The sequence below is a fragment of the Saccharicrinis fermentans DSM 9555 = JCM 21142 genome (genome assembly GCF_000517085.1).
Lineage (GTDB): Bacteria > Bacteroidota > Bacteroidia > Bacteroidales > Marinilabiliaceae > Saccharicrinis > Saccharicrinis fermentans.
On the sequence record NZ_KI912107.1, the window covers coordinates 1263277 to 1280771 of the forward strand.

Annotated in this window: 17 protein-coding genes and 2 pseudogenes; 11 read left to right on the forward strand and 8 right to left on the reverse strand. The window is 34.4% G+C overall.

Annotated features, from left to right (window positions below; all coding sequences use genetic code 11):
* The first annotated feature begins 3 nt into the window (after window positions 1-3).
* The 5 genes and pseudogenes from CYTFE_RS0105155 to CYTFE_RS0105175 all read left to right on the forward strand — a co-directional run bounded on the left by CYTFE_RS0105155 (window position 4) and on the right by CYTFE_RS0105175 (window position 5705).
* Window positions 4-1656: an efflux RND transporter periplasmic adaptor subunit gene (locus CYTFE_RS0105155; protein ID WP_027470943.1), complete on the forward strand. Its 1653-nt coding sequence runs from the start codon at window positions 4-6 to the stop codon at window positions 1654-1656.
* 84 nt (window positions 1657-1740) lie between these two features.
* A pseudogene (locus CYTFE_RS25065) lies at window positions 1741-4218 on the forward strand (heavy metal translocating P-type ATPase).
* A gap of 30 nt (window positions 4219-4248) precedes the next feature.
* The gene (locus CYTFE_RS0105165) at window positions 4249-4779 is read left to right on the forward strand and encodes a hypothetical protein (RefSeq protein ID WP_044262589.1); all 531 of its coding nucleotides are present in this window, start codon (window positions 4249-4251) and stop codon (window positions 4777-4779) included.
* A 29-nt stretch (window positions 4780-4808) separates the two neighbouring features.
* On the forward strand, window positions 4809-5321 hold the full coding sequence (locus tag CYTFE_RS0105170; protein ID WP_027470945.1) for a hypothetical protein: 513 nt from the start codon (window positions 4809-4811) through the stop codon (window positions 5319-5321).
* A gap of 18 nt (window positions 5322-5339) precedes the next feature.
* Window positions 5340-5705 (forward strand): heavy-metal-associated domain-containing protein, encoded by a 366-nt coding sequence (locus tag CYTFE_RS0105175; RefSeq protein ID WP_027470946.1) that lies wholly within the window; start codon window positions 5340-5342, stop codon window positions 5703-5705.
* A gap of 139 nt (window positions 5706-5844) precedes the next feature.
* Here the strand turns inward: CYTFE_RS0105175 and CYTFE_RS25070 are convergent, their stop codons facing one another.
* From CYTFE_RS25070 to CYTFE_RS31395, 8 genes and pseudogenes are all read right to left on the reverse strand, one after another.
* Window positions 5845-6306: a site-specific integrase gene (locus tag CYTFE_RS25070; protein WP_154665620.1), complete on the reverse strand. Its 462-nt coding sequence runs from the start codon at window positions 6304-6306 to the stop codon at window positions 5845-5847.
* 128 nt (window positions 6307-6434) lie between these two features.
* Window positions 6435-6746 (reverse strand): phage integrase SAM-like domain-containing protein, encoded by a 312-nt coding sequence (locus CYTFE_RS31800; RefSeq protein WP_407689925.1) that lies wholly within the window; start codon window positions 6744-6746, stop codon window positions 6435-6437.
* Window positions 6631-7086, reverse strand: a complete 456-nt coding sequence (locus CYTFE_RS28405; protein ID WP_052343007.1) for an Arm DNA-binding domain-containing protein — start codon at window positions 7084-7086, stop codon at window positions 6631-6633. The genes CYTFE_RS31800 and CYTFE_RS28405 overlap by 116 nt, the downstream gene beginning before the upstream one ends.
* A gap of 319 nt (window positions 7087-7405) precedes the next feature.
* Window positions 7406-8086 (reverse strand): hypothetical protein, encoded by a 681-nt coding sequence (locus CYTFE_RS0105190; RefSeq protein WP_027470948.1) that lies wholly within the window; start codon window positions 8084-8086, stop codon window positions 7406-7408.
* Window positions 8083-8739, reverse strand: a complete 657-nt coding sequence (locus tag CYTFE_RS0105195) for a Shedu anti-phage system protein SduA domain-containing protein (protein WP_027470949.1) — start codon at window positions 8737-8739, stop codon at window positions 8083-8085. Before CYTFE_RS0105195 ends, CYTFE_RS0105190 begins: the two co-directional genes overlap by 4 nt.
* Window positions 8740-9085: 346 nt before the next feature.
* Window positions 9086-10249 (reverse strand): IS91 family transposase, encoded by a 1164-nt coding sequence (locus tag CYTFE_RS0105200; RefSeq protein ID WP_027470237.1) that lies wholly within the window; start codon window positions 10247-10249, stop codon window positions 9086-9088.
* Entirely contained in the window at window positions 10246-10857 is a 612-nt protein-coding gene (locus tag CYTFE_RS25075; protein ID WP_262505569.1) for a tyrosine-type recombinase/integrase, read from the reverse strand. Before CYTFE_RS25075 ends, CYTFE_RS0105200 begins: the two co-directional genes overlap by 4 nt.
* Window positions 10846-11067: pseudogene (locus CYTFE_RS31395) on the reverse strand (phage integrase N-terminal SAM-like domain-containing protein); the annotation flags it as partial. The gene CYTFE_RS25075 and the pseudogene CYTFE_RS31395, both read right to left, overlap by 12 nt.
* 1464 nt (window positions 11068-12531) lie before the next feature.
* Between CYTFE_RS31395 and CYTFE_RS25080 the strand changes: the two are divergent.
* The 6 genes from CYTFE_RS25080 (at window position 12532) to CYTFE_RS0105235 (ending at window position 17492) form a co-directional block, all read left to right on the forward strand.
* Complete coding sequence (locus CYTFE_RS25080; protein ID WP_044214408.1) at window positions 12532-13800, forward strand: site-specific integrase; 1269 nt, start codon at window positions 12532-12534, stop codon at window positions 13798-13800.
* 100 nt (window positions 13801-13900) lie between these two features.
* Window positions 13901-15061: a hypothetical protein gene (locus CYTFE_RS0105215; protein ID WP_044262592.1), complete on the forward strand. Its 1161-nt coding sequence runs from the start codon at window positions 13901-13903 to the stop codon at window positions 15059-15061.
* Between the two features lie 178 nt (window positions 15062-15239).
* On the forward strand, window positions 15240-15509 hold the full coding sequence (locus CYTFE_RS0105220) for a helix-turn-helix domain-containing protein (RefSeq protein ID WP_027470951.1): 270 nt from the start codon (window positions 15240-15242) through the stop codon (window positions 15507-15509).
* A gap of 21 nt (window positions 15510-15530) precedes the next feature.
* On the forward strand, window positions 15531-16238 hold the full coding sequence (locus tag CYTFE_RS0105225) for a hypothetical protein (RefSeq protein ID WP_027470952.1): 708 nt from the start codon (window positions 15531-15533) through the stop codon (window positions 16236-16238).
* Between the two features lie 33 nt (window positions 16239-16271).
* A complete protein-coding gene (locus tag CYTFE_RS0105230) occupies window positions 16272-16919 on the forward strand; it encodes a P-loop NTPase family protein (RefSeq protein ID WP_027470953.1) in 648 nt (215 codons plus the stop codon).
* A gap of 12 nt (window positions 16920-16931) precedes the next feature.
* A complete protein-coding gene (locus tag CYTFE_RS0105235) occupies window positions 16932-17492 on the forward strand; it encodes a hypothetical protein (protein WP_027470954.1) in 561 nt (186 codons plus the stop codon).
* The last annotated feature ends 3 nt before the right edge of the window (window positions 17493-17495 follow it).

Here is a 17495-nt window from a genome sequence, read left to right on the forward strand (position 1 = left end):
ACGATGAAAACAAAAATAGATATAGATAAAAAAAGCGTTAGAAATTATTCTATCGTTCTGATTATAGGACTTGTACTTGGTTGGGTATTTTTTCATAGTTCCGAAAAAACAACAGAAGCTTCACACAATCATGTTGAACAGGCGGAAGCAGCTACAATTTGGACATGTTCAATGCATCCTCAAATTAAGCAGGACAAACCCGGACAGTGTCCTATTTGCGCAATGGATTTAATCCCTTTGGAGACAAATACGAACAACGAGGTTGGGATTGACCCAAATGAAATCCAAATGAGTGAATCTGCAATGAAACTAGCCCAGATTCAAACATTAATTGTAAAAAAGGAATATTCAAATAAGGAAGTCTATTTATTGGGTAAAGTTAAACCTGACGAACGAAATATTTCCGAGCTAACAGCTAGATTTGGTGGGCGAATTGAAAAATTATACACCAACTTTACAGGACAGAATGTTGTAAAAGGGGAAAAATTGGCAACCATTTATTCTCCTGAATTGGTAACAGCTCAAAAAGAACTCCTTGAATCTATAGAATACAAAGAATCTAATCCTTCATTTTACCGAGCTTCAAGAAATAAACTTAAGCTTTGGGATTTAACGGATGCTCAAATTGATGGTATCGAAACAAAAGGAGAGCCACAAAACTACTTTGATGTTCTTTCTCCAATCTCTGGTACCGTTACTATGCGACATGTCTCTGTAGGTGATTATATTAAAGAAGGTAATGCTTTGTTTCAAGTAATTAACCTTAAAAAGGTATGGTTAATGTTTGATGCTTATGAAAGCGATTTACCGTGGTTGCATGAAGGGAATAAAGTGGAATTTACAGTGCAATCCATACCGGGTGAAACTTTTACAGGAAAAGTAACCTTCATTGACCCATTCCTCGATGCAAAAACAAGAGTAGCTAATGTGCGTGTTGAAGTGGATAATCCAAAACTTGAATTAAAGCCCGAAATGTTTGCCAATGGCATAATCAAACCTAAAATATCAGGTGGAAAGAAAGATTTAATGATACCCAAAACATCTGTTTTGTGGACAGGCAAACGAGCTGTTGTATATGTTAAAGTACCTGAGCGAGAACACAATTCCTTTCTATATCGCGAAATCACACTTGGACCAGAGGCAGGTGATTTTTATATCGTTAAGGAAGGACTTTCTGAAGGCGAAGAAATTGCCGTAAACGGAGTATTTAAAATTGATGCAGCCTCTCAACTAGAAGGTAAACCAAGCATGATGAACCCATCAGGTGGAGCAGGTTCAACGCCTCATGACATGAGTAAAATGGGTAAGAATGCAGAAAAACAAATAGACCATTCAAAAATGGATATGTCACAAAAAGCAGAACCAACAAGTGCTGAAACAAAAGCAAATCTTGAACACGCCATGTTTAAAGTTTCGGGTAATTGCGACTTGTGCAAAGCAACAATCGAAAAAGCAGTAAAAGGTCTTGAAGGTATTAATGTTGCCGATTGGAATGTTGAAACAAAACAAATGCATGTTTCTTTCAATAATGACAAAGTAAGCCTTGACAAAATACATAAGACTATTGCAGCAGCCGGATATGATACCGAAATGGTAAAAGGAAATGATAACGCTTATAAAAATCTACCTGAATGTTGTCAATATACGAGAGAGTAATTAGAGGTCAATAGATTTTAATTGAACTAATAAAAAATAAAAATCATGACAAAAAATATAAAAAAACAAGGATTTATAACTGATATGCACTGTGCATCATGTGCAAATAAAGTTGAAAAAGCCTTGTCTTCAAGCGATGCGATTACGAATGCAAAGGTTGATATATCAAAAAAGATTGTGACAATTCAGTTTAACCCAAGCCATATCACAGAACGTGAATTAAAAGCTTTGGTCAAAGATGTTGGTTATACCCTTCAATTCGATACAGATGAGAAATATGAACCTGTTCATAAACAAGATAGTAATTCTCACAAGCATCATAACCATGAACATACACAAGGCAAATATATCTGCCCAATGCATTGTGAAGGAGATAAGACGTATGATAAACCCGGTGATTGCCCAGAATGTGGAATGCACCTAAAAAAAGAGGAAAGTGTTGGTTCATCAAAGCAAGTATATACTTGCCCCATGCACCCCGAAGTTAAACAAGATAAATCGGGTAGCTGTCCAAAATGTGGAATGGATTTAGTGCCAGAGAAAGTTGAAGAAAGCAGTGATGAAGAAAAAGCTTATAAAAAAATGGCTAAGAAATTCTGGATTGCACTTGTTTTAAGTTTTCCGGTTTTTGTAATCGCTATGTCAGATGTTATTCCTTTTATCAATCTTGACAGTATAGCACCAAAATCTGTTTGGAACTGGATTCAATTTGCATTGGCAACACCAGTAATATTCTATTCAAGTGGAAGTTTCTTCAAACGAGGATGGAGTTCCATACGCCGATGGTCACCCAACATGTGGACTTTAATATCATTTGGCGTAGGTTCTGCTTATTTATTTAGTGTGGTTGGATTATTGCTACCCGGTATCTTTCCATCTCAATTCAAAGATGCTACAGGAAATGTTCATCTGTATTTTGAGGCAGCAGCTGTCATTCTAACTTTAGTTTTGCTTGGTCAGGTTATGGAATTAAAAGCACACAGCAAAACTAATTCAGCAATTAAAGCTTTGTTAGGTCTAGTGCCACCCGTTGCAAGGGTAATCAGAGATGGCGAAGAAATTGAAATTCCTTTGGAAGAGGTTAAAGTTGGCGACCTTTTAAAAGTAAAACCCGGTGAAAAGATTCCGGTCGATGGTATCATTTATAAAGGTGAGGCGGTTATTGACGAGAGCATGATAACAGGTGAGCCTATTCCTGTGGAAAAAGCAAAAGATGAAAAAGTAACAGGTGGAACAATAAATGGGAAAACAGCCTTTGAACTGAAAGCTAAGAAAGTAGGAAGAGATACCCTTCTGGCACAAATCATAGAAATGGTGAATACAGCCAGTCGCTCTCGTGCTCCAATTCAGAAACTTGCTGATACTGTAGCTAAATATTTTGTACAGATAGTAATTTCTATTTCAATAATAACTTTCACCGTTTGGGCAATATGGGGGCCAGAACCTGCTTACGTTTATGCTTTTGTAAATGCCGTGGCAGTGCTTATTATTGCTTGTCCTTGTGCGCTTGGACTCGCTACTCCCATGTCCATAATGGTAGGTTCAGGTCGGATGGCTAATGCAGGAGTATTGGTGAAAGATGCACGTGCTATTGAGGAAATGAATAAAGTGGATACGCTTATTATTGACAAAACAGGCACTATCACAGAATGAAAACCAAGCCTTAAAGCGTATAAATCTTTTGGGAAACTCAGCGACAAGGAAGTACTACAACTAGCTGCCTCGATTGATGCTAATAGTGAACATCCTTTAGCAGATGCTATTGTGGCTGGAGCGAAAACCAATAAACTTGAACTCATTCAGCTTGATAAATTTGAATCGGTAACTGGAAAAGGAGTAAAAGCTATTTATAAGGATGAAAAAATAGGTTTAGGAAACCACCGAATACTGGAAGATTTTGAAGTAAGCCTTGACGATAAAAACAAGAAAATCGTTGAAGAATGGCAGTTGGCAGGGCAAACGGTGATGTACCTTGTACTTAAAAATACGGTTGAAGGTATTGTTAGTGTAGCTGACAAAATTAAGGAATCCTCAGCCAGTGCTATCAAAGACCTGCAAAATATGGGTATAAAAGTTCACATGCTCACAGGCGATAATCAGTTCACGGCAAAATCTGTAGCATCAGAGCTAAATCTCGATGGTTTTCAGGCAGAATGTATGCCAGAAGAGAAATACAAATTTGTAAAGGATTTACAGGATAAAGGTCATGTTGTGGCTATGGCTGGTGATGGCATTAACGATGCTCCGGCTCTTGAACAAGCTAATGTTGGAATTGCAATGGGAACAGGAACAGATATTGCGATGCAGAGTGCAGAGATAACTCTGGTTAAGGGAGATTTGAACGGAATAGTTAGAGCAAGGGAATTAAGTCATAAGGTAATGCGCAACATAAAACAGAATTTGTTTTTTGCTTTTTTCTATAATGCAATTGGAGTGCCTGTTGCAGCAGGAGTGCTATTTCCTTTTTTCGGAATATTACTTAGTCCAATGATTGCAGCAGCAGCCATGAGTTTTAGTTCCGTCTCGGTAATCTCAAACGCCCTGCGCTTACGAAGAACATAATTTACAGTATAAACTATTAAAATTTAAGTCATGAAAACTTTAATAATAATATTCGGATTAATGTTGTTAGTATCAACTGGGTTTTCTCAACTTGTAAAAGAAGAAGTTGTTGAAGGCAGGTTTAAAACTTTTCAAATTGATAATGGTGAAGCTAAATATTTACGGTACGATAAAAAAGCTGAGATAATAAGCATTTACAATCTTGACCATACAATATGGAAATCTGTAAAACTTCCTTTGCCTAAAGGACATCTTCTTGATGAAATAAAACTGGTTTCAACAAAAACATTTAATAATGATGAAGCTGTTGAAATATTGTATTCATGTGTAGTATATGACAGTGAATACTTTAATACCGAAACAGTAATGGATGAAGATAACTACATCACATTCACTTTAAATATCATAAATGAAAATGGTGAAGTTTTATTAAAAGAAGACCACAGTAATGATTATGAAATCATTGAATCAAATGGAAAGAAAAAACTTCTAGTTTACAAGCATCTTAGTAAGGGATTTAAAACAAAATCTCAAACGGTAGTTTATTCAATTCCTCAATAGTTATTTGCAAATCTTTAAAATCGAATATAATGAAAAAAACAAAATTGTTTTTAGGCATAGCAATAGTTGCATTTGCCTTTAGTGCGTGTGACAAGAATGGTTCAGATTCTGGTAAGGACTATATTTCAGAAATAGTAGGAACTTATAGTGGAGAATTTGCAAACCAGTCAGGATTGAAATCTGGTAATATTGGTACAGCTGATGTTGTTCGTGTAAATAATCAATTGCAAATTCATTGTTATGGTGATTTAATGGACACCACTTTTATGATGGACGCATTTGAAAACGGTGATTCTATAATGGTTTGCGACACAGGCGAAGCTTTTGAAATGCAATATGGTCACATGGGAAATGGAGGAAATCACATGATGGATATGCACAGTAATCAGTCTGAATGGCAACATCATATGACGAATGACCACAATAGCGAAGATATGCATTACGGCGGATTTAATATGACGAATCATACTTTTGAGTACATGTTTCGAATGATGGAAGGTGATTCTGCCTATTACATAGTATTTAATGGAAGTAAAAATTAATAATTAAAATCAAAAAAGATGAAAGCGATTTATTTAACAATGGTAATAGCTCTATTGAGCTTAACAACAGTTTTTGGACAAGCTAAAACAGAAAAGTTCAAAGTTTATGGCAATTGCGGAATGTGTGAAAGTCGTATTGAAAAAGCAGCAAAGTCAGTTGATGGAGTTTCAACAGCAGATTGGAATAAGGAAACTAAAATGATTGTAGTATCACATGACAGTACAAAAACTGATGTGCATAAAGTGCAAATGGCTATTGCAAAAGCAGGACATGATACTGAAATGCACAAAGCCAAAGATGAAACTTATAATGCACTTCCGGGATGTTGTCAATATGATAGAGCACCTGCAAAGAAAGAAGACCATAGCGGTCATATGCATTAAACGAACGTAATTTTATAATGCAAAAACTCCCGACTACATAAAGTAATCGGGAGTTTTTTTAGTGCCCAGAACAAGACTCGAACTTGCACGCCCTTGCGAGCATTGGCTCCTCAAGTTAGTGTGTTAATCAGTCAATAAATTAGTCATTTAAGCTATCTGCATCTCCTTTCTTGTTCAGCAAATCAAGCACTTTCCTATTCAAATCATCAACCAATTCATTGTCATAATCAAAATAGGTATCGGTTACGGTTGAAGTGCCATGTCCAAGAGCCTGTGCAATAAGGGGTTTACCTGCACCAATTGGCTTCTTGGCTGCTGAACCTGCCCATGAATGTCGAGCGTGATACATAATTAATTCCGGAACACCCACCTTTTTACCGATTGGTTTTAAAGCTCGATTGATAGCCTGTTGCAATGTTTCCGAACCTTTATAACGTTCTTGATATATTAGAAATTTTTCTCGCCCTTTCCTTCGTTCAAATATTTCCTTTGCTTCTTCAGGTTCAACTTTGATAGAATAAGGTTTGGATGTTTTATTCCGGTTATATTCGATTCTTCCTTCAATAATTGAGGATATATCATAGATGTCGGAGTTATTCATTCCAATTAAGTAAAATGATAGCATGAAGAAATCTTGTGCTAAAGCTTCAAGTTCGTTTTCCGGTTCAACATCACGAATAGCTCGTATGGTAGCAATAGGCAATCTCAGGTTACGAGCCTGTATCTTTTCTATCTTAAATTTTCTAAATGGATAGCTATTCTATTCTGAGGAACTAATTCATCAACATCAATAGCTTGATTAAAAACAATTTTAATCACGGACAAGGTTAAGCTTGTGGTGGATTGTGCAACTTCTGCCTGTCTCCATCTCTTAAATCGGCTTAACCATGCAGTTGTAATTTCATCAAAATAAAGTTTATTCCCATCACCAACGTATCGTTTTACAGCCTTTAAAGCTGCGGTATAGGTGTGTTGAGTGTAGGAATGAAATGTAATCACTAAAGTATTGCAGGAAATCAACCCTTTCACCATGTTCTGCATCTTGCTTAATTGCAGCACCTTTCTTATGGTCACTCTCAATACTACCATAGTTCTTGATGAAATCCGAAATGTCGGAAACCTTCATGCTGTCAAGCTTCCTTGAGTTCTTCAAAAATTCAATACGGTTCCAAGCTTTACTTAATTCATCGTTGAGATAGTTATTAATTAAACGAAGGTTGTCATGTTGGGGACATCCCTTTTTTACTCTATCCTTGGCATCTTTATCCCAAAAATCAGAATAGACTGATTTATTCAATGATATTTCTGTGTTTTTACCTTTGTGTGAAAGACCAAGAACAATGGTATTTGTTTTATCCGCATTCTTACCTCTTCGTAACATTAATTTTGCAGTCGCTATTTTAATTCAATTTAAGTTTAACAATCATTTCTATTTTCTAATGATTGAGTTAAAACTTGTCCTTGGTTTAATCACGAAAGTAATATTACAGGGCAAAATTCAACGCATTTTTATACTTCAAAAAGGACTTTTTTTTACCCCAAATGGGTATTTTGGCAAAATTGGCGTAATAAGAATTATTACGAAGCAAAAGTCTAATATTCAGCTAATTGATTAATTTTAAATAAGTGATATATTTAGAAAAAAATTAGCGTTACTTATTATCACAGCTATTATTTTATATATCGTTATGAGGTGTAATTCATTTATTATAAATCTTTTCCTTAAAATATTTTATAGATATTCCTGCAAAATCAAGAAAAAACTCTGCATCCTCTTTGGATATATTCTGTTGCTCAGTTCCTCCATGTCTTACAAAATCTTTATTGCTTACAAAACCATACATTTGGCTAATTAATCTTTGAATATCAGTATCTATTTCCGCTGATTTTATTGACTTACCCAATGTTTCCCCAGGTTTATTTAGGATGATTTGTAATGCACTTTCAATTGAATTTGTGGCTTCTTTTATACAATTCTCAAAATCGGGTTCGTTTGCTAATAAAAAGTTTTTAGCCTTTAGCCATTGCATTCTTATTGGCAACAATTTATCCACCAGAATATCATTTGTTTTTTTCCATTGTTTAGGTTCAGGTAATAATCTTATCTTTCTTTCTAAATCAATTAAAATATCGCTATACATTTCATTAACATTAGCTCTACGCTCTGCATATGTTGGGAATTTTAACTTACAATATCCCCATATTTCCTCAAGTGTTCTATATTGGTTTGGATTTGAATAACCTAACTTCTCAATTAGAATTAAAGTATCAATGTAAAGTTTTTTATATTCATCGGTTTGACCGTCTTGTCTGCCATTTGTAACATAAGCAACAATCAATCCTTGTAGTCTTTCAATATTAGAAATTGTCTCTTTAATCATAATTTCCTTATTATTGCATTGTAAGTTCGAATTTCTAAATTAGGTTTTGTTAATCTATTCCACGCAGATTTGAAATTTTGCTTTATTTCATCTGATTCAAATTCATTTTCATTACCAATTACCAAAATACCTGAAGGTTCTCTAAAATCCTTAAGCTTAAATGCATCTCTTAAATGTGATTGGTATTTTCGACAGTAATCAATATACTCAGTCAATTGCGAAATACCTTTATTTCCCTCAATTGTGAAATAAACTTCATTTTGTGCGTTTACTTTTAAAAGTTTTTCATTAGCTCCTTTCAATTCGATTACCCACCATTGAAATCCATCTGAGCTTTTTCCCCCAACAATAAAATCAGGTATTAAACCTCTTTCGTTTCCAATTCTTGTTTTTATTTGTTGTTTTGGAATTACCCAAATTCCATGGTGTCCTGATGTGTCAAGCAATGTTTCAAATATCTCAGGGTTTTTACTTAAAAACTTATCAATTAGTTTTTCATCAGATTTTTCTTCAATCAATTTTACAAAACTCTCTTTTGCTCCATCCTTTAAGAAATCTCGATGAGTAAAAAACTCCTTCAACGGATAATCCTCAGGATGTTTAATTTCATCCTTTGGTTTGGGAACTTTAGTTTTTTCAAAAGGTAGTTTCATTCGCGTTTTGCTTTATGCCCCATAACTTATAAGGATTTTATCCTTTGTTCGACCAAGATAAGTAAAAAGTTGAACATTGATAAATATCCAAAATTATGATTGCTAATATTTATTAGTCATGAAGGATAAAATTACGTTGAACGAAGGCGGCCTAACCTATGCACATTTCATCTAGTTCTTTTTCTTTGTAAACGCTCTGATCCTAATATTTCTCTGTTATTTATACAACATTCTTTCATCAGCATGTTAATTTCGTTTGGTTTAAGGCATAACAATCCCGTTACACCCACATGAACGGTTGTTTTATTTGCATCCATGAAACAAAGAACGTTTTATCTGCTTAATGTCATTCTAGTTGGTGCAATATCCTTGTGCGAACCATTATGCCTTTATTGCATTTGGGGCATATGCAAGGATCCTTTCCTATTAATGCTCTTAACACTTCATATGAGGTAAGGCCTTCGAGGTTTGACAACCACATATTTTCACCCACTAGTGCAATTACCTGTTCTCGTTTACCATGTATATGTACCGTTGCAAGTATGCCAACATATCTGATTTTAAAGAATCCGCTAGGTAAGACGTGATGTATAAAACGCCTCACAAATTCAAGTTGATTTAAGGTCATTTGTTTTTGCTTGCTATTTTGTCTGTAATCTTTATAGGTAAAGCTCACTTGCTTGTCCGATAAAGATGTTAGCCTATTATTAGATATAGCTACCCGATGGGTGTATCTGCCCAAGTATTGTAATACACTGTTGATACCCCCAAACGCCTTTTTACAGTATACATTCCATCGTTTACTGTACAGTTCTGATTTCAACATTTGAGCTCCTTCAAACTCCTTAGGTAACCTCAGTTTTTCCTTGATCAGTAGTTTTTCGAGTTGCTTAACTAGTATACCTCTAAACATGCCAGACAATGCCTTTACGGGCACAAAGAACTTCTTGGGCGAAGCAACCCATTCCATACCATCCGTAGACAGGCCGCCAGCGGGAACCAGCATATGAATATGGGGATGATACATTAATGTTTGCCCCCAGGTATGCAGTACACATAGTGCTCCAACATCAGCACCTAAAAATGAAGGATTGCGTCCTGCATTTTGTAAAGCTTGGGAGGCAGAACGAAACAGTAAGTCATAACATGCTTGTTGGTTGATGTAAAACAATGGATGTAGCTCCCTTGGTATGGTAAATACAATATGAAAGTAGCGTCCGGGCATTAATCGACTAGTGAGCTTATTGACCCATTGCTGCTGCTTTAAATACTGACACTTGGGGCAATGTCTATTGCGACAAGAGTTATAGGACTGTTGACTGTAACTACAGCTGCTGTTATTACAATACGCAATATGACCGCCTGCTTCTGATGTACGGCACCTTGTTATAGCTTCAATAGCTTTTTGTTGTTCTTTGTTCAACCTTAACTTGGTAGCAATATCATCTTGACAGCTCCTCACAACATCGGCCACTTCTATTTTCTGTTTACTATTTTCGGTGTGACTCATGGCTGTGCCTGTTTTATTGGAATTAACAAATTGGGAACTTCGCCAAGGTAAGGGTGAGCCAAATGAAGATAACCTGAGGTTGTTTTTAGTGAACTGTGTCCCATCAGTAACTGCAACCGTTTCAAATTGATACCTCTTTCAAGCATATGAGTAGCAAAACAATGTCGTAACACATGAGGCGATACGCCTTTATTTATACCTACTGATAAGGCAGCACGTGATACTATCTTACGAAAACTTGTTGCGGAATATTTCTTCCCTTTTTTAAAGCCCTCAAAAAGATACTTCGAAGGACGATACTGTTTAAAATAAATTCTGAGTTGTTCTAATATATCCTCTGGAAGTGGTACTTCTCGGCTTTTATTACCCTTGCCCTTTATGCGTACAACCAAACGTGCCGAATCTATTTGCTCAGGCAACAAACTTAGAGCTTCTTCGCACCGCATGCCCGTTGCATAAGTCAACATCATTAATGTACGATGTTTGACATTATATGAACTTGTCACCAAACGATAGGCATCTGACTGAGACAAAACCGTGGGTAGTTTCTTCGCTACTCTTGGACGCTTTATCTTAATGCCATCCCACTTGTTCCCAAGTATATCCACCCAAAATATTTTCCAGGCACTAATCATTTGGTTGATGGTACTGTTCGAAAGCTTTTTTTCTTGAAGAAGATAATAGCAGAAATCTTTTACTTCCTGATGACTAAGTGTTGACGGAGACCTCCTGTAATACTTTGCCAAAATCGAGAGCATAGATACATAAGTATCTACAGTTCTCTCACTGTAACCGCGTAAGCGCATTTCTTGAATGACCTGCGCGCGTAATGTTTTTTTTCATCTTATAAAGTATTAATGAATAATACTTTAAGTTACCACTTTTCTAATTAGCGACGAAGGAGCTTTCGTTCAACGTAAGCATAAATGCATTACGTTTATGACTGTTATATATTACTCTTTTATTGTGATAACTATTTGATTTAACGCTAAATATATGTTTTTATATATTCTGTTATTTGCGTTTGTTACTAGAATGTAGTTTTATGAAAGTATATCTATGGAGAATGTATTGCACTCATTAAATTAGTTTTAGGTTTAATAATGGAAGTCTAAATTTAAAAAATTTTTAATTAAACGGTATTTATTTAGGGGACTTATTTTCGTTTTCCTTTTTTAGTCTGGCTTCATATTGCTAACGTGTAATCATACTTTGACTGCGATTTAGGCTTGGTTGATCCTCATCTTTCTATCTTAAAAAAATACAAGTATGCTATTAGGTTACCGAATATTCTGATGAATATGATTAGGGTCATGCGGAGTTTCTAAAACCTGAATTTTCAAGTTGAAATAGCCGGTTTATTATATCGTTTACTAATTAAATACAAAATAAATCATGTGCTTGATGCAAGCATCGTGTTATGAATAGAAAAAATTAAAACTCCAGGATGGAAAATGAAACGAACCATGATAAAATATTTTGCTTCGCTGATCTTTGATTCTTACACAGAGGAATGATTAATACTGGTGAGTTCCATGTGGCCATTGAAAAATAACTTTAAACGTATGTAAATACTAATTGGTTAATGTGGTGGAGTGAGATTTGCTCATTAGAAGTAATGATAATGCTTTGGTAGGGTCGCTTTTATGTGTTTAAAATTTACTGTTTGTAATCATTTATTTTGTTTTGTTTTAATGTGCTAAGTGAATGTTTTTTTGTATTTTTATGATTGTCAAAGGACAACAAATCAATACATAATAAGTCAAATGGTGAGTGTAAATTAAGTGTAACTTCGGTTAGGGTTGTTGTGTATAATATTGGTTTATTGTAGTTTATGAGTAAAGATAATCGTCTCTCCACCCCGACGAAACAAATGTTAGTTTGTATCAAAAGCCTGTAAATTTCATGATTTACAGGCTTTTTTGTTTTTTGTTATTTCAATATAAACGGAAATAATTCAAAAGACTTGGTGAATAGATAGGGAGTAAAATTTATCGTTATATTTGTTCACCAAAGAATTTTATCTAAAAACTAGATAAAGAGGTAAGGAATAGTTTTATACTCTTTTAAATCTGAAAATACTGGTGAACAGGTAGGGAGTAAGTTGCTTATTATGAAAACTGTTCACTGGGAATTATGTAAGTTGCATATATAGTGTTATTTACATGGATGTTATTCCTGGAGTGAGTCATGAATTTGATTGATATTGATTGGTTTTAGTATTGTCCTTTGATGCCAAACAAAGGATTTGTAATTATTAACCTCAATTAAAAATAATCATTATGACTAGTAATCAAACATTTGCAATATCATTTGTTGCAAGGGCAGACAGAAAGGGAAACGAAAAGAATACATTAAACATTTATGCAAGGATTACGGTAGGCGGAAAACGAGCTGAGATTTCTGTTGTTAAATCTGTCGCTAAAGAATCCTGGAATTCTTCAAAGGAGAGGTTGAATAGTAAATATAAAGACTTTCGTCAAGGTAATGCTTACATTGATCAGGTTCGATCGAAATTAACGAGTATTTATAGAGAATTATCGCTTAAGGGGGCATTTATATCTCCTTTGGTAATTAAGAATTGCTTTATTGGTATTACAGATACAGGAAAAACACTTATAGAGCTATTGGACTATCATAATGAATCTCAAAAAAATACATTGATGCCAGGGACTCTTAAAAATTATTTTACTACTCAAAAATATGTGCATAAATATCTAAAGGAATGTAAGAAAATTGATGATATACGCTTGGGTGAGATTAATTATAAATTTATTACTGAGTTTGAGGCTTATTTGAGGGGGTATGAACCTATAGATCATCATAAGGCTTTATCTAATAATGGGGTGATGAAGCATTTGGAAAGGTTGCGGAAAGTGACTAGTATGGCTGTGCGTTTAGGTTGGCTGGAAAAGGATCCTTTTGAAAAGTATAAGTTATCTTTCGTGAAGGTTGATCGCGAATTTTTAACGGATAGGGAGTTAGAGGTGTTGAGGGAGAAAAGCTTTCAGATTAAAAGACTGCAGTTTGTTAAAGATTTATTTGTTTTTTCGTGTTATACTGGTTTGACTTATATTGATGTGCACAATTTAAAGCGTGATAATTTGATTTTAGGTATTGATGGTGAGTATTGGATTCAGACCATTAGACAAAAGACTCATATGGTTGTTAATATTCCGATTTTGCCAGTTGCGTGGGAAATTATTAATAAGTATAAGGATGATCCAAGAGCTGTTAATAATGGAACTATTTTTCCAAAATTATCGAATCAGAGGTTGAATAGTTATTTGAAAGAAGTTGCTGATTTATGTGGAATAACTAAGACCTTAACGTTTCATATGGCACGACATACGTTTGCTACAACTGTTACCTTGAGTAATGGAGTACCTATTGAAACAGTTAGTAAGGTGTTAGGCCATAGTAATTTATCCACAACCATGATTTATGCAAGAGTGTTGAAAGATAAGATTAGTGCTGATATGAAAGATTTGAAGCAAGTGTTGCAAAATAAAGAGGATAATGCTGGGTTGAAACGGCATGTTAAAAGATAATTTTTGATTAGTATTGTTGGTATTTAGTCGTTGAATTATTATGTTTATGGTTGGGATTCTCTACAAATCAACCTTTTTACATTCAAATCGACTAAAAAAAATGCCGTATTTATTGGAGCAATTTGAAAGGGTTGTTGAGTATATCGGCAACCCTAAAAACTGTGGTGTTAAATTTCAATTTGAGAACGAAAAGCAATTCGTTTATAGCATAAGTTTATTTGATTTAAAGCAAGGTTTGTTGCTTTTGGCTGCATCTAAAGCTTTGCCGGGTATTGTGTGTCAGCAGGTACGATTGTATCAGAGTAGTTCGATAAGAATGCTAAAACATTTGCATGATAGACCTGATTGCTGTTGTTTCTCAGCAAGGTGTTGGGGTGATATTTTTTATGGGGTTGTGAATACACTTATTAGTTTCATCAACTTTTTACATATACAATTTCCGGAGTATTTTGATAAAGAGTTGATTGCTCCGGCGCTCTACTATGATTACTATAGGGTTCGTTTTAAAGATAAAGTAGAGAAAATATTGAAATTAAAGGTTGATGCTGAAAAGCTTGAATCTATAAAGAAGGTTGTTGATTATTTTAAGGAGTTGGGGTATACAAATTGTTCGTTTAGAAGAATCTGGTATATAGATAAACTACTTACTAAGATTAATACAAAGATTTGTAATGAGCATGTAATGGGTGATAAATTTGAAGAATTGGTTAAGCTGATTATTTCGTATAATTTTAATTCAACAGAGGTTTATCATCAAATCATTGAATGGATCAAGCGCGATTTAGCCATGGGGACCAATGTAAATGCTGTACTTGAAAAGTTACAATGTTATAAAAAACAAGTATCGCAGATTATGGTGATAAAAGGAGATGGTTTTTCGCGTAAATCAAAAAAATTAAAAATATCGATTATTAATTGGATCAATAAGGAAATGAATTCATTTAATTATCATGTTCATATATTTGATGAGGTTAAGAAGGTAAAGGAACCGGAGCAACTGTATATTAGGCCTCAAAAAATACAGACTAATTTATCTGTTGCGGAGATAGCATGCGTGCTTAGGCAGTTCATTGAAGTGGGTATTATATATGCAGATAACAAAAAAGAAATCTTTAGATTGGTTTCTGAAATTTTTGCATCAAAGCATAATCATCAAATATCATATAAGAGCTTAAATAATAACTTTTTTAATATTGAACTTTCTACATATAAATCTACAAAACAACTGTTTCTTAAACTTTTTAGATCCATCGAAGAATGATATGATTTAGATATACATTTTATGGTTTAAGTATCTTAAAAGTTTGCGGTTAAAAAAAATATATCCTTGTAACTTATTGGTAATCTTTGGGGTTGTTGGGGGTTGTACAACCCCCAACAACTGTTTTCGTATTGCTTTTGTATTTTTCTTTGTGTCATATCAATATTAATCAATAAATATGGCAACAGAAATTATTACAACAGACGATTTGCGGGAGTTCAAAATTGAACTTCTGGAAGAGCTTGAGAAACTTCTCAAACAGAACTCAGGGAGTCAGCATAAGAAATGGTTGAAATCCTATGAGGTGAAGGAACTTTTAAATGTGTCTTCTGGTACACTTCAACATCTGCGAGTGAGTGGTATGCTGCCCTATACAAAAGTTGGAGGTACAATCTATTACGATTACAATGATATTCAGAATATGATTACTCAAAACAAATGTGGGTAATGCTTTTTCAAACAATTGGTTATGAACTTCATCCAACATTTGCTGGATGCGTTTGCGAAAATGGACAGGGAAAAGCTTCTGAAAGCATACCACGTTAGCCTTTATATTTCTCTGTTTAGGATATGGAACCGTAACCGTTTCGATAATCCTATTTGGGTAAATCGGGATGAGTTAAAAACTATGTCAAAGATTGGGTCTAATAATACTTACTATAAGGCTCTTAGAACACTGGAGGATTGTGGTTTTATTAAGTATACACCGTCTTTTGATCCGCAGGTAGCTAGTAAAGTTTACCTGTACACTTTTGATATAGGTACCTGTACACCACCTATATCAAAAGTGAACCCTTTATATAAACATATAAAATATATATACTCTATATATAGTAATGAAGAAAATCAAAAAGAGATGAAAGAAACTAATATGAATGATAAGTCGAAAAAAGCGTTTCAGAAACCACCAATTGAGCATATTCAAATCTATTTTGAACAAAAAGGTTATTCGGAAATAGAAGCTCAACGTTTTTTCAATTACTACGAAAGCAATGGCTGGATGGTAGGGGGTAGATCGAAAATGAAAGATTGGAAAGCAGCTGCTCGTAATTGGATGTTAAATATTCAACGTTACCAAGTAAATTCATTTGAGAAGCAAGGAACCAATGCACAGGACAAAATGGCATCGAAGGAACAAAGGAATTTTTCCTCGCGAAATTATAATGAACCTCTTTGAATTTCTTTAACATGAAAATCTAAAATAAGAGTGATGTTTTACAATATCCAGAATAACTATATCGTCTATAACTATCAAAAGAGCCTTGATTTTATGGTAAAGAAGGGCAGGGAGATATACGGTGAGTGTTTTAGCTTACAGAGTGCGGATATGCCTATTATTCGAAAATTGTTTGTTTACATGATTAGGGATGAGGAACTAATGGTTGAGGAAGGTTTAGATTCGCGAAAAGGCATAATGCTTTGTGGACCTATTGGGGTAGGAAAAACTTCTTTGATGCATTTATTGAGGCTGATTTTGCCAGAAAGCAAAAGCTATATGATGAAATCATGTAGGGATATCAGTTTTGAATTTCATAGGGATGGTTATGATGTAATTGACAGATATAGTAAAAAAAGCCTCAGGTTTAATCATGGAATAATGAAAAAACAGACCATCTGTTTTGATGATTTGGGTGCTGAGCAAAACTTAAAACATTTTGGCAATGAATGCAATGTATTGTCTGAAATATTATTATCCAGATATGATTTGTTTATTTCTGATAGCCTTATCACTCATATAACAACAAATCTAAATGCTACTGAGATAGAAAAACAATATGGAGTTAGGGTAAGAAGTCGTTTAAGAGAAATGATGAATGTGGTTTCTTTTTCGGATGAGGCACCAGATAAGCGTAGATAAAATATATTTGTTATGAAGAATAATTTATTAAAATCAGCTTTATTACAAAAAGGACTTCCTCTATTGGCAAATGTACTTACTGGAGGAACAGCTAAGCCGGCTTTTGAATTGGTGAAATCAATATTAAGCTTAAAGGTTAATGATGACGATGGTTTTTTAGAGCAGTTAACTCAAAAGCCGGACCTCATCGATAAGTTACGTGAATTTGAAATTAATCAAGAGATAGAACTTCAAAAACTAGCTTTACAATCAACTCGTTTAGAGATTGAAGAATCAAAAGCGTATTTACTAGATAAACAGAGTGCACGTTTAAGAGAGACGCAGTTGGCACAAGCGACTGGACAACGTGATTGGTTAATGTTGTCGTTGGCGATTGTAGTCGTAATAGGATTTTTTAGTCTGATTTCAATTATGATATTAGGCGATAATGCTCAAAAAGTAACCAATAATGGTCCCGTAAATCAATTGTTTGGCGCTTTGGTTGCGGGGTTTAGTATGGTACTATCGTACTTTTTTGGGTCAAGTAAAAGTTCGGCAGATAAAACTAAAACGATTGCTAATCAAAGGATATAAGTT

What these genes read in the sequence shown, in the direction of transcription:
- CYTFE_RS0105155 (WP_027470943.1), top strand. Translation starts at nt 4, where the DNA reads ATGAAAACAAAAATAGATATAGATAAAAAAAGCGTTAGAAATTATTCT.
- CYTFE_RS0105165 (WP_044262589.1), top strand. Translation starts at nt 4,249, where the DNA reads ATGAAAACTTTAATAATAATATTCGGATTAATGTTGTTAGTATCAACT.
- CYTFE_RS0105170 (WP_027470945.1), top strand. Translation starts at nt 4,809, where the DNA reads ATGAAAAAAACAAAATTGTTTTTAGGCATAGCAATAGTTGCATTTGCC.
- CYTFE_RS0105175 (WP_027470946.1), top strand. Translation starts at nt 5,340, where the DNA reads ATGAAAGCGATTTATTTAACAATGGTAATAGCTCTATTGAGCTTAACA.
- CYTFE_RS25070 (WP_154665620.1), bottom strand. Translation starts at nt 6,306, where the DNA reads ATGAATAACTCCGACATCTATGATATATCCTCAATTATTGAAGGAAGA.
- CYTFE_RS31800 (WP_407689925.1), bottom strand. Translation starts at nt 6,746, where the DNA reads ATGCAGAACATGGTGAAAGGGTTGATTTCCTGCAATACTTTAGTGATT.
- CYTFE_RS28405 (WP_052343007.1), bottom strand. Translation starts at nt 7,086, where the DNA reads ATGTTACGAAGAGGTAAGAATGCGGATAAAACAAATACCATTGTTCTT.
- CYTFE_RS0105190 (WP_027470948.1), bottom strand. Translation starts at nt 8,086, where the DNA reads ATGATTAAAGAGACAATTTCTAATATTGAAAGACTACAAGGATTGATT.
- CYTFE_RS0105195 (WP_027470949.1), bottom strand. Translation starts at nt 8,739, where the DNA reads ATGAAACTACCTTTTGAAAAAACTAAAGTTCCCAAACCAAAGGATGAA.
- CYTFE_RS0105200 (WP_027470237.1), bottom strand. Translation starts at nt 10,249, where the DNA reads ATGAGTCACACCGAAAATAGTAAACAGAAAATAGAAGTGGCCGATGTT.
- CYTFE_RS25080 (WP_044214408.1), top strand. Translation starts at nt 12,532, where the DNA reads ATGACTAGTAATCAAACATTTGCAATATCATTTGTTGCAAGGGCAGAC.
- CYTFE_RS0105215 (WP_044262592.1), top strand. Translation starts at nt 13,901, where the DNA reads ATGCCGTATTTATTGGAGCAATTTGAAAGGGTTGTTGAGTATATCGGC.
- CYTFE_RS0105220 (WP_027470951.1), top strand. Translation starts at nt 15,240, where the DNA reads ATGGCAACAGAAATTATTACAACAGACGATTTGCGGGAGTTCAAAATT.
- CYTFE_RS0105225 (WP_027470952.1), top strand. Translation starts at nt 15,531, where the DNA reads ATGAACTTCATCCAACATTTGCTGGATGCGTTTGCGAAAATGGACAGG.
- CYTFE_RS0105230 (WP_027470953.1), top strand. Translation starts at nt 16,272, where the DNA reads ATGTTTTACAATATCCAGAATAACTATATCGTCTATAACTATCAAAAG.
- CYTFE_RS0105235 (WP_027470954.1), top strand. Translation starts at nt 16,932, where the DNA reads ATGAAGAATAATTTATTAAAATCAGCTTTATTACAAAAAGGACTTCCT.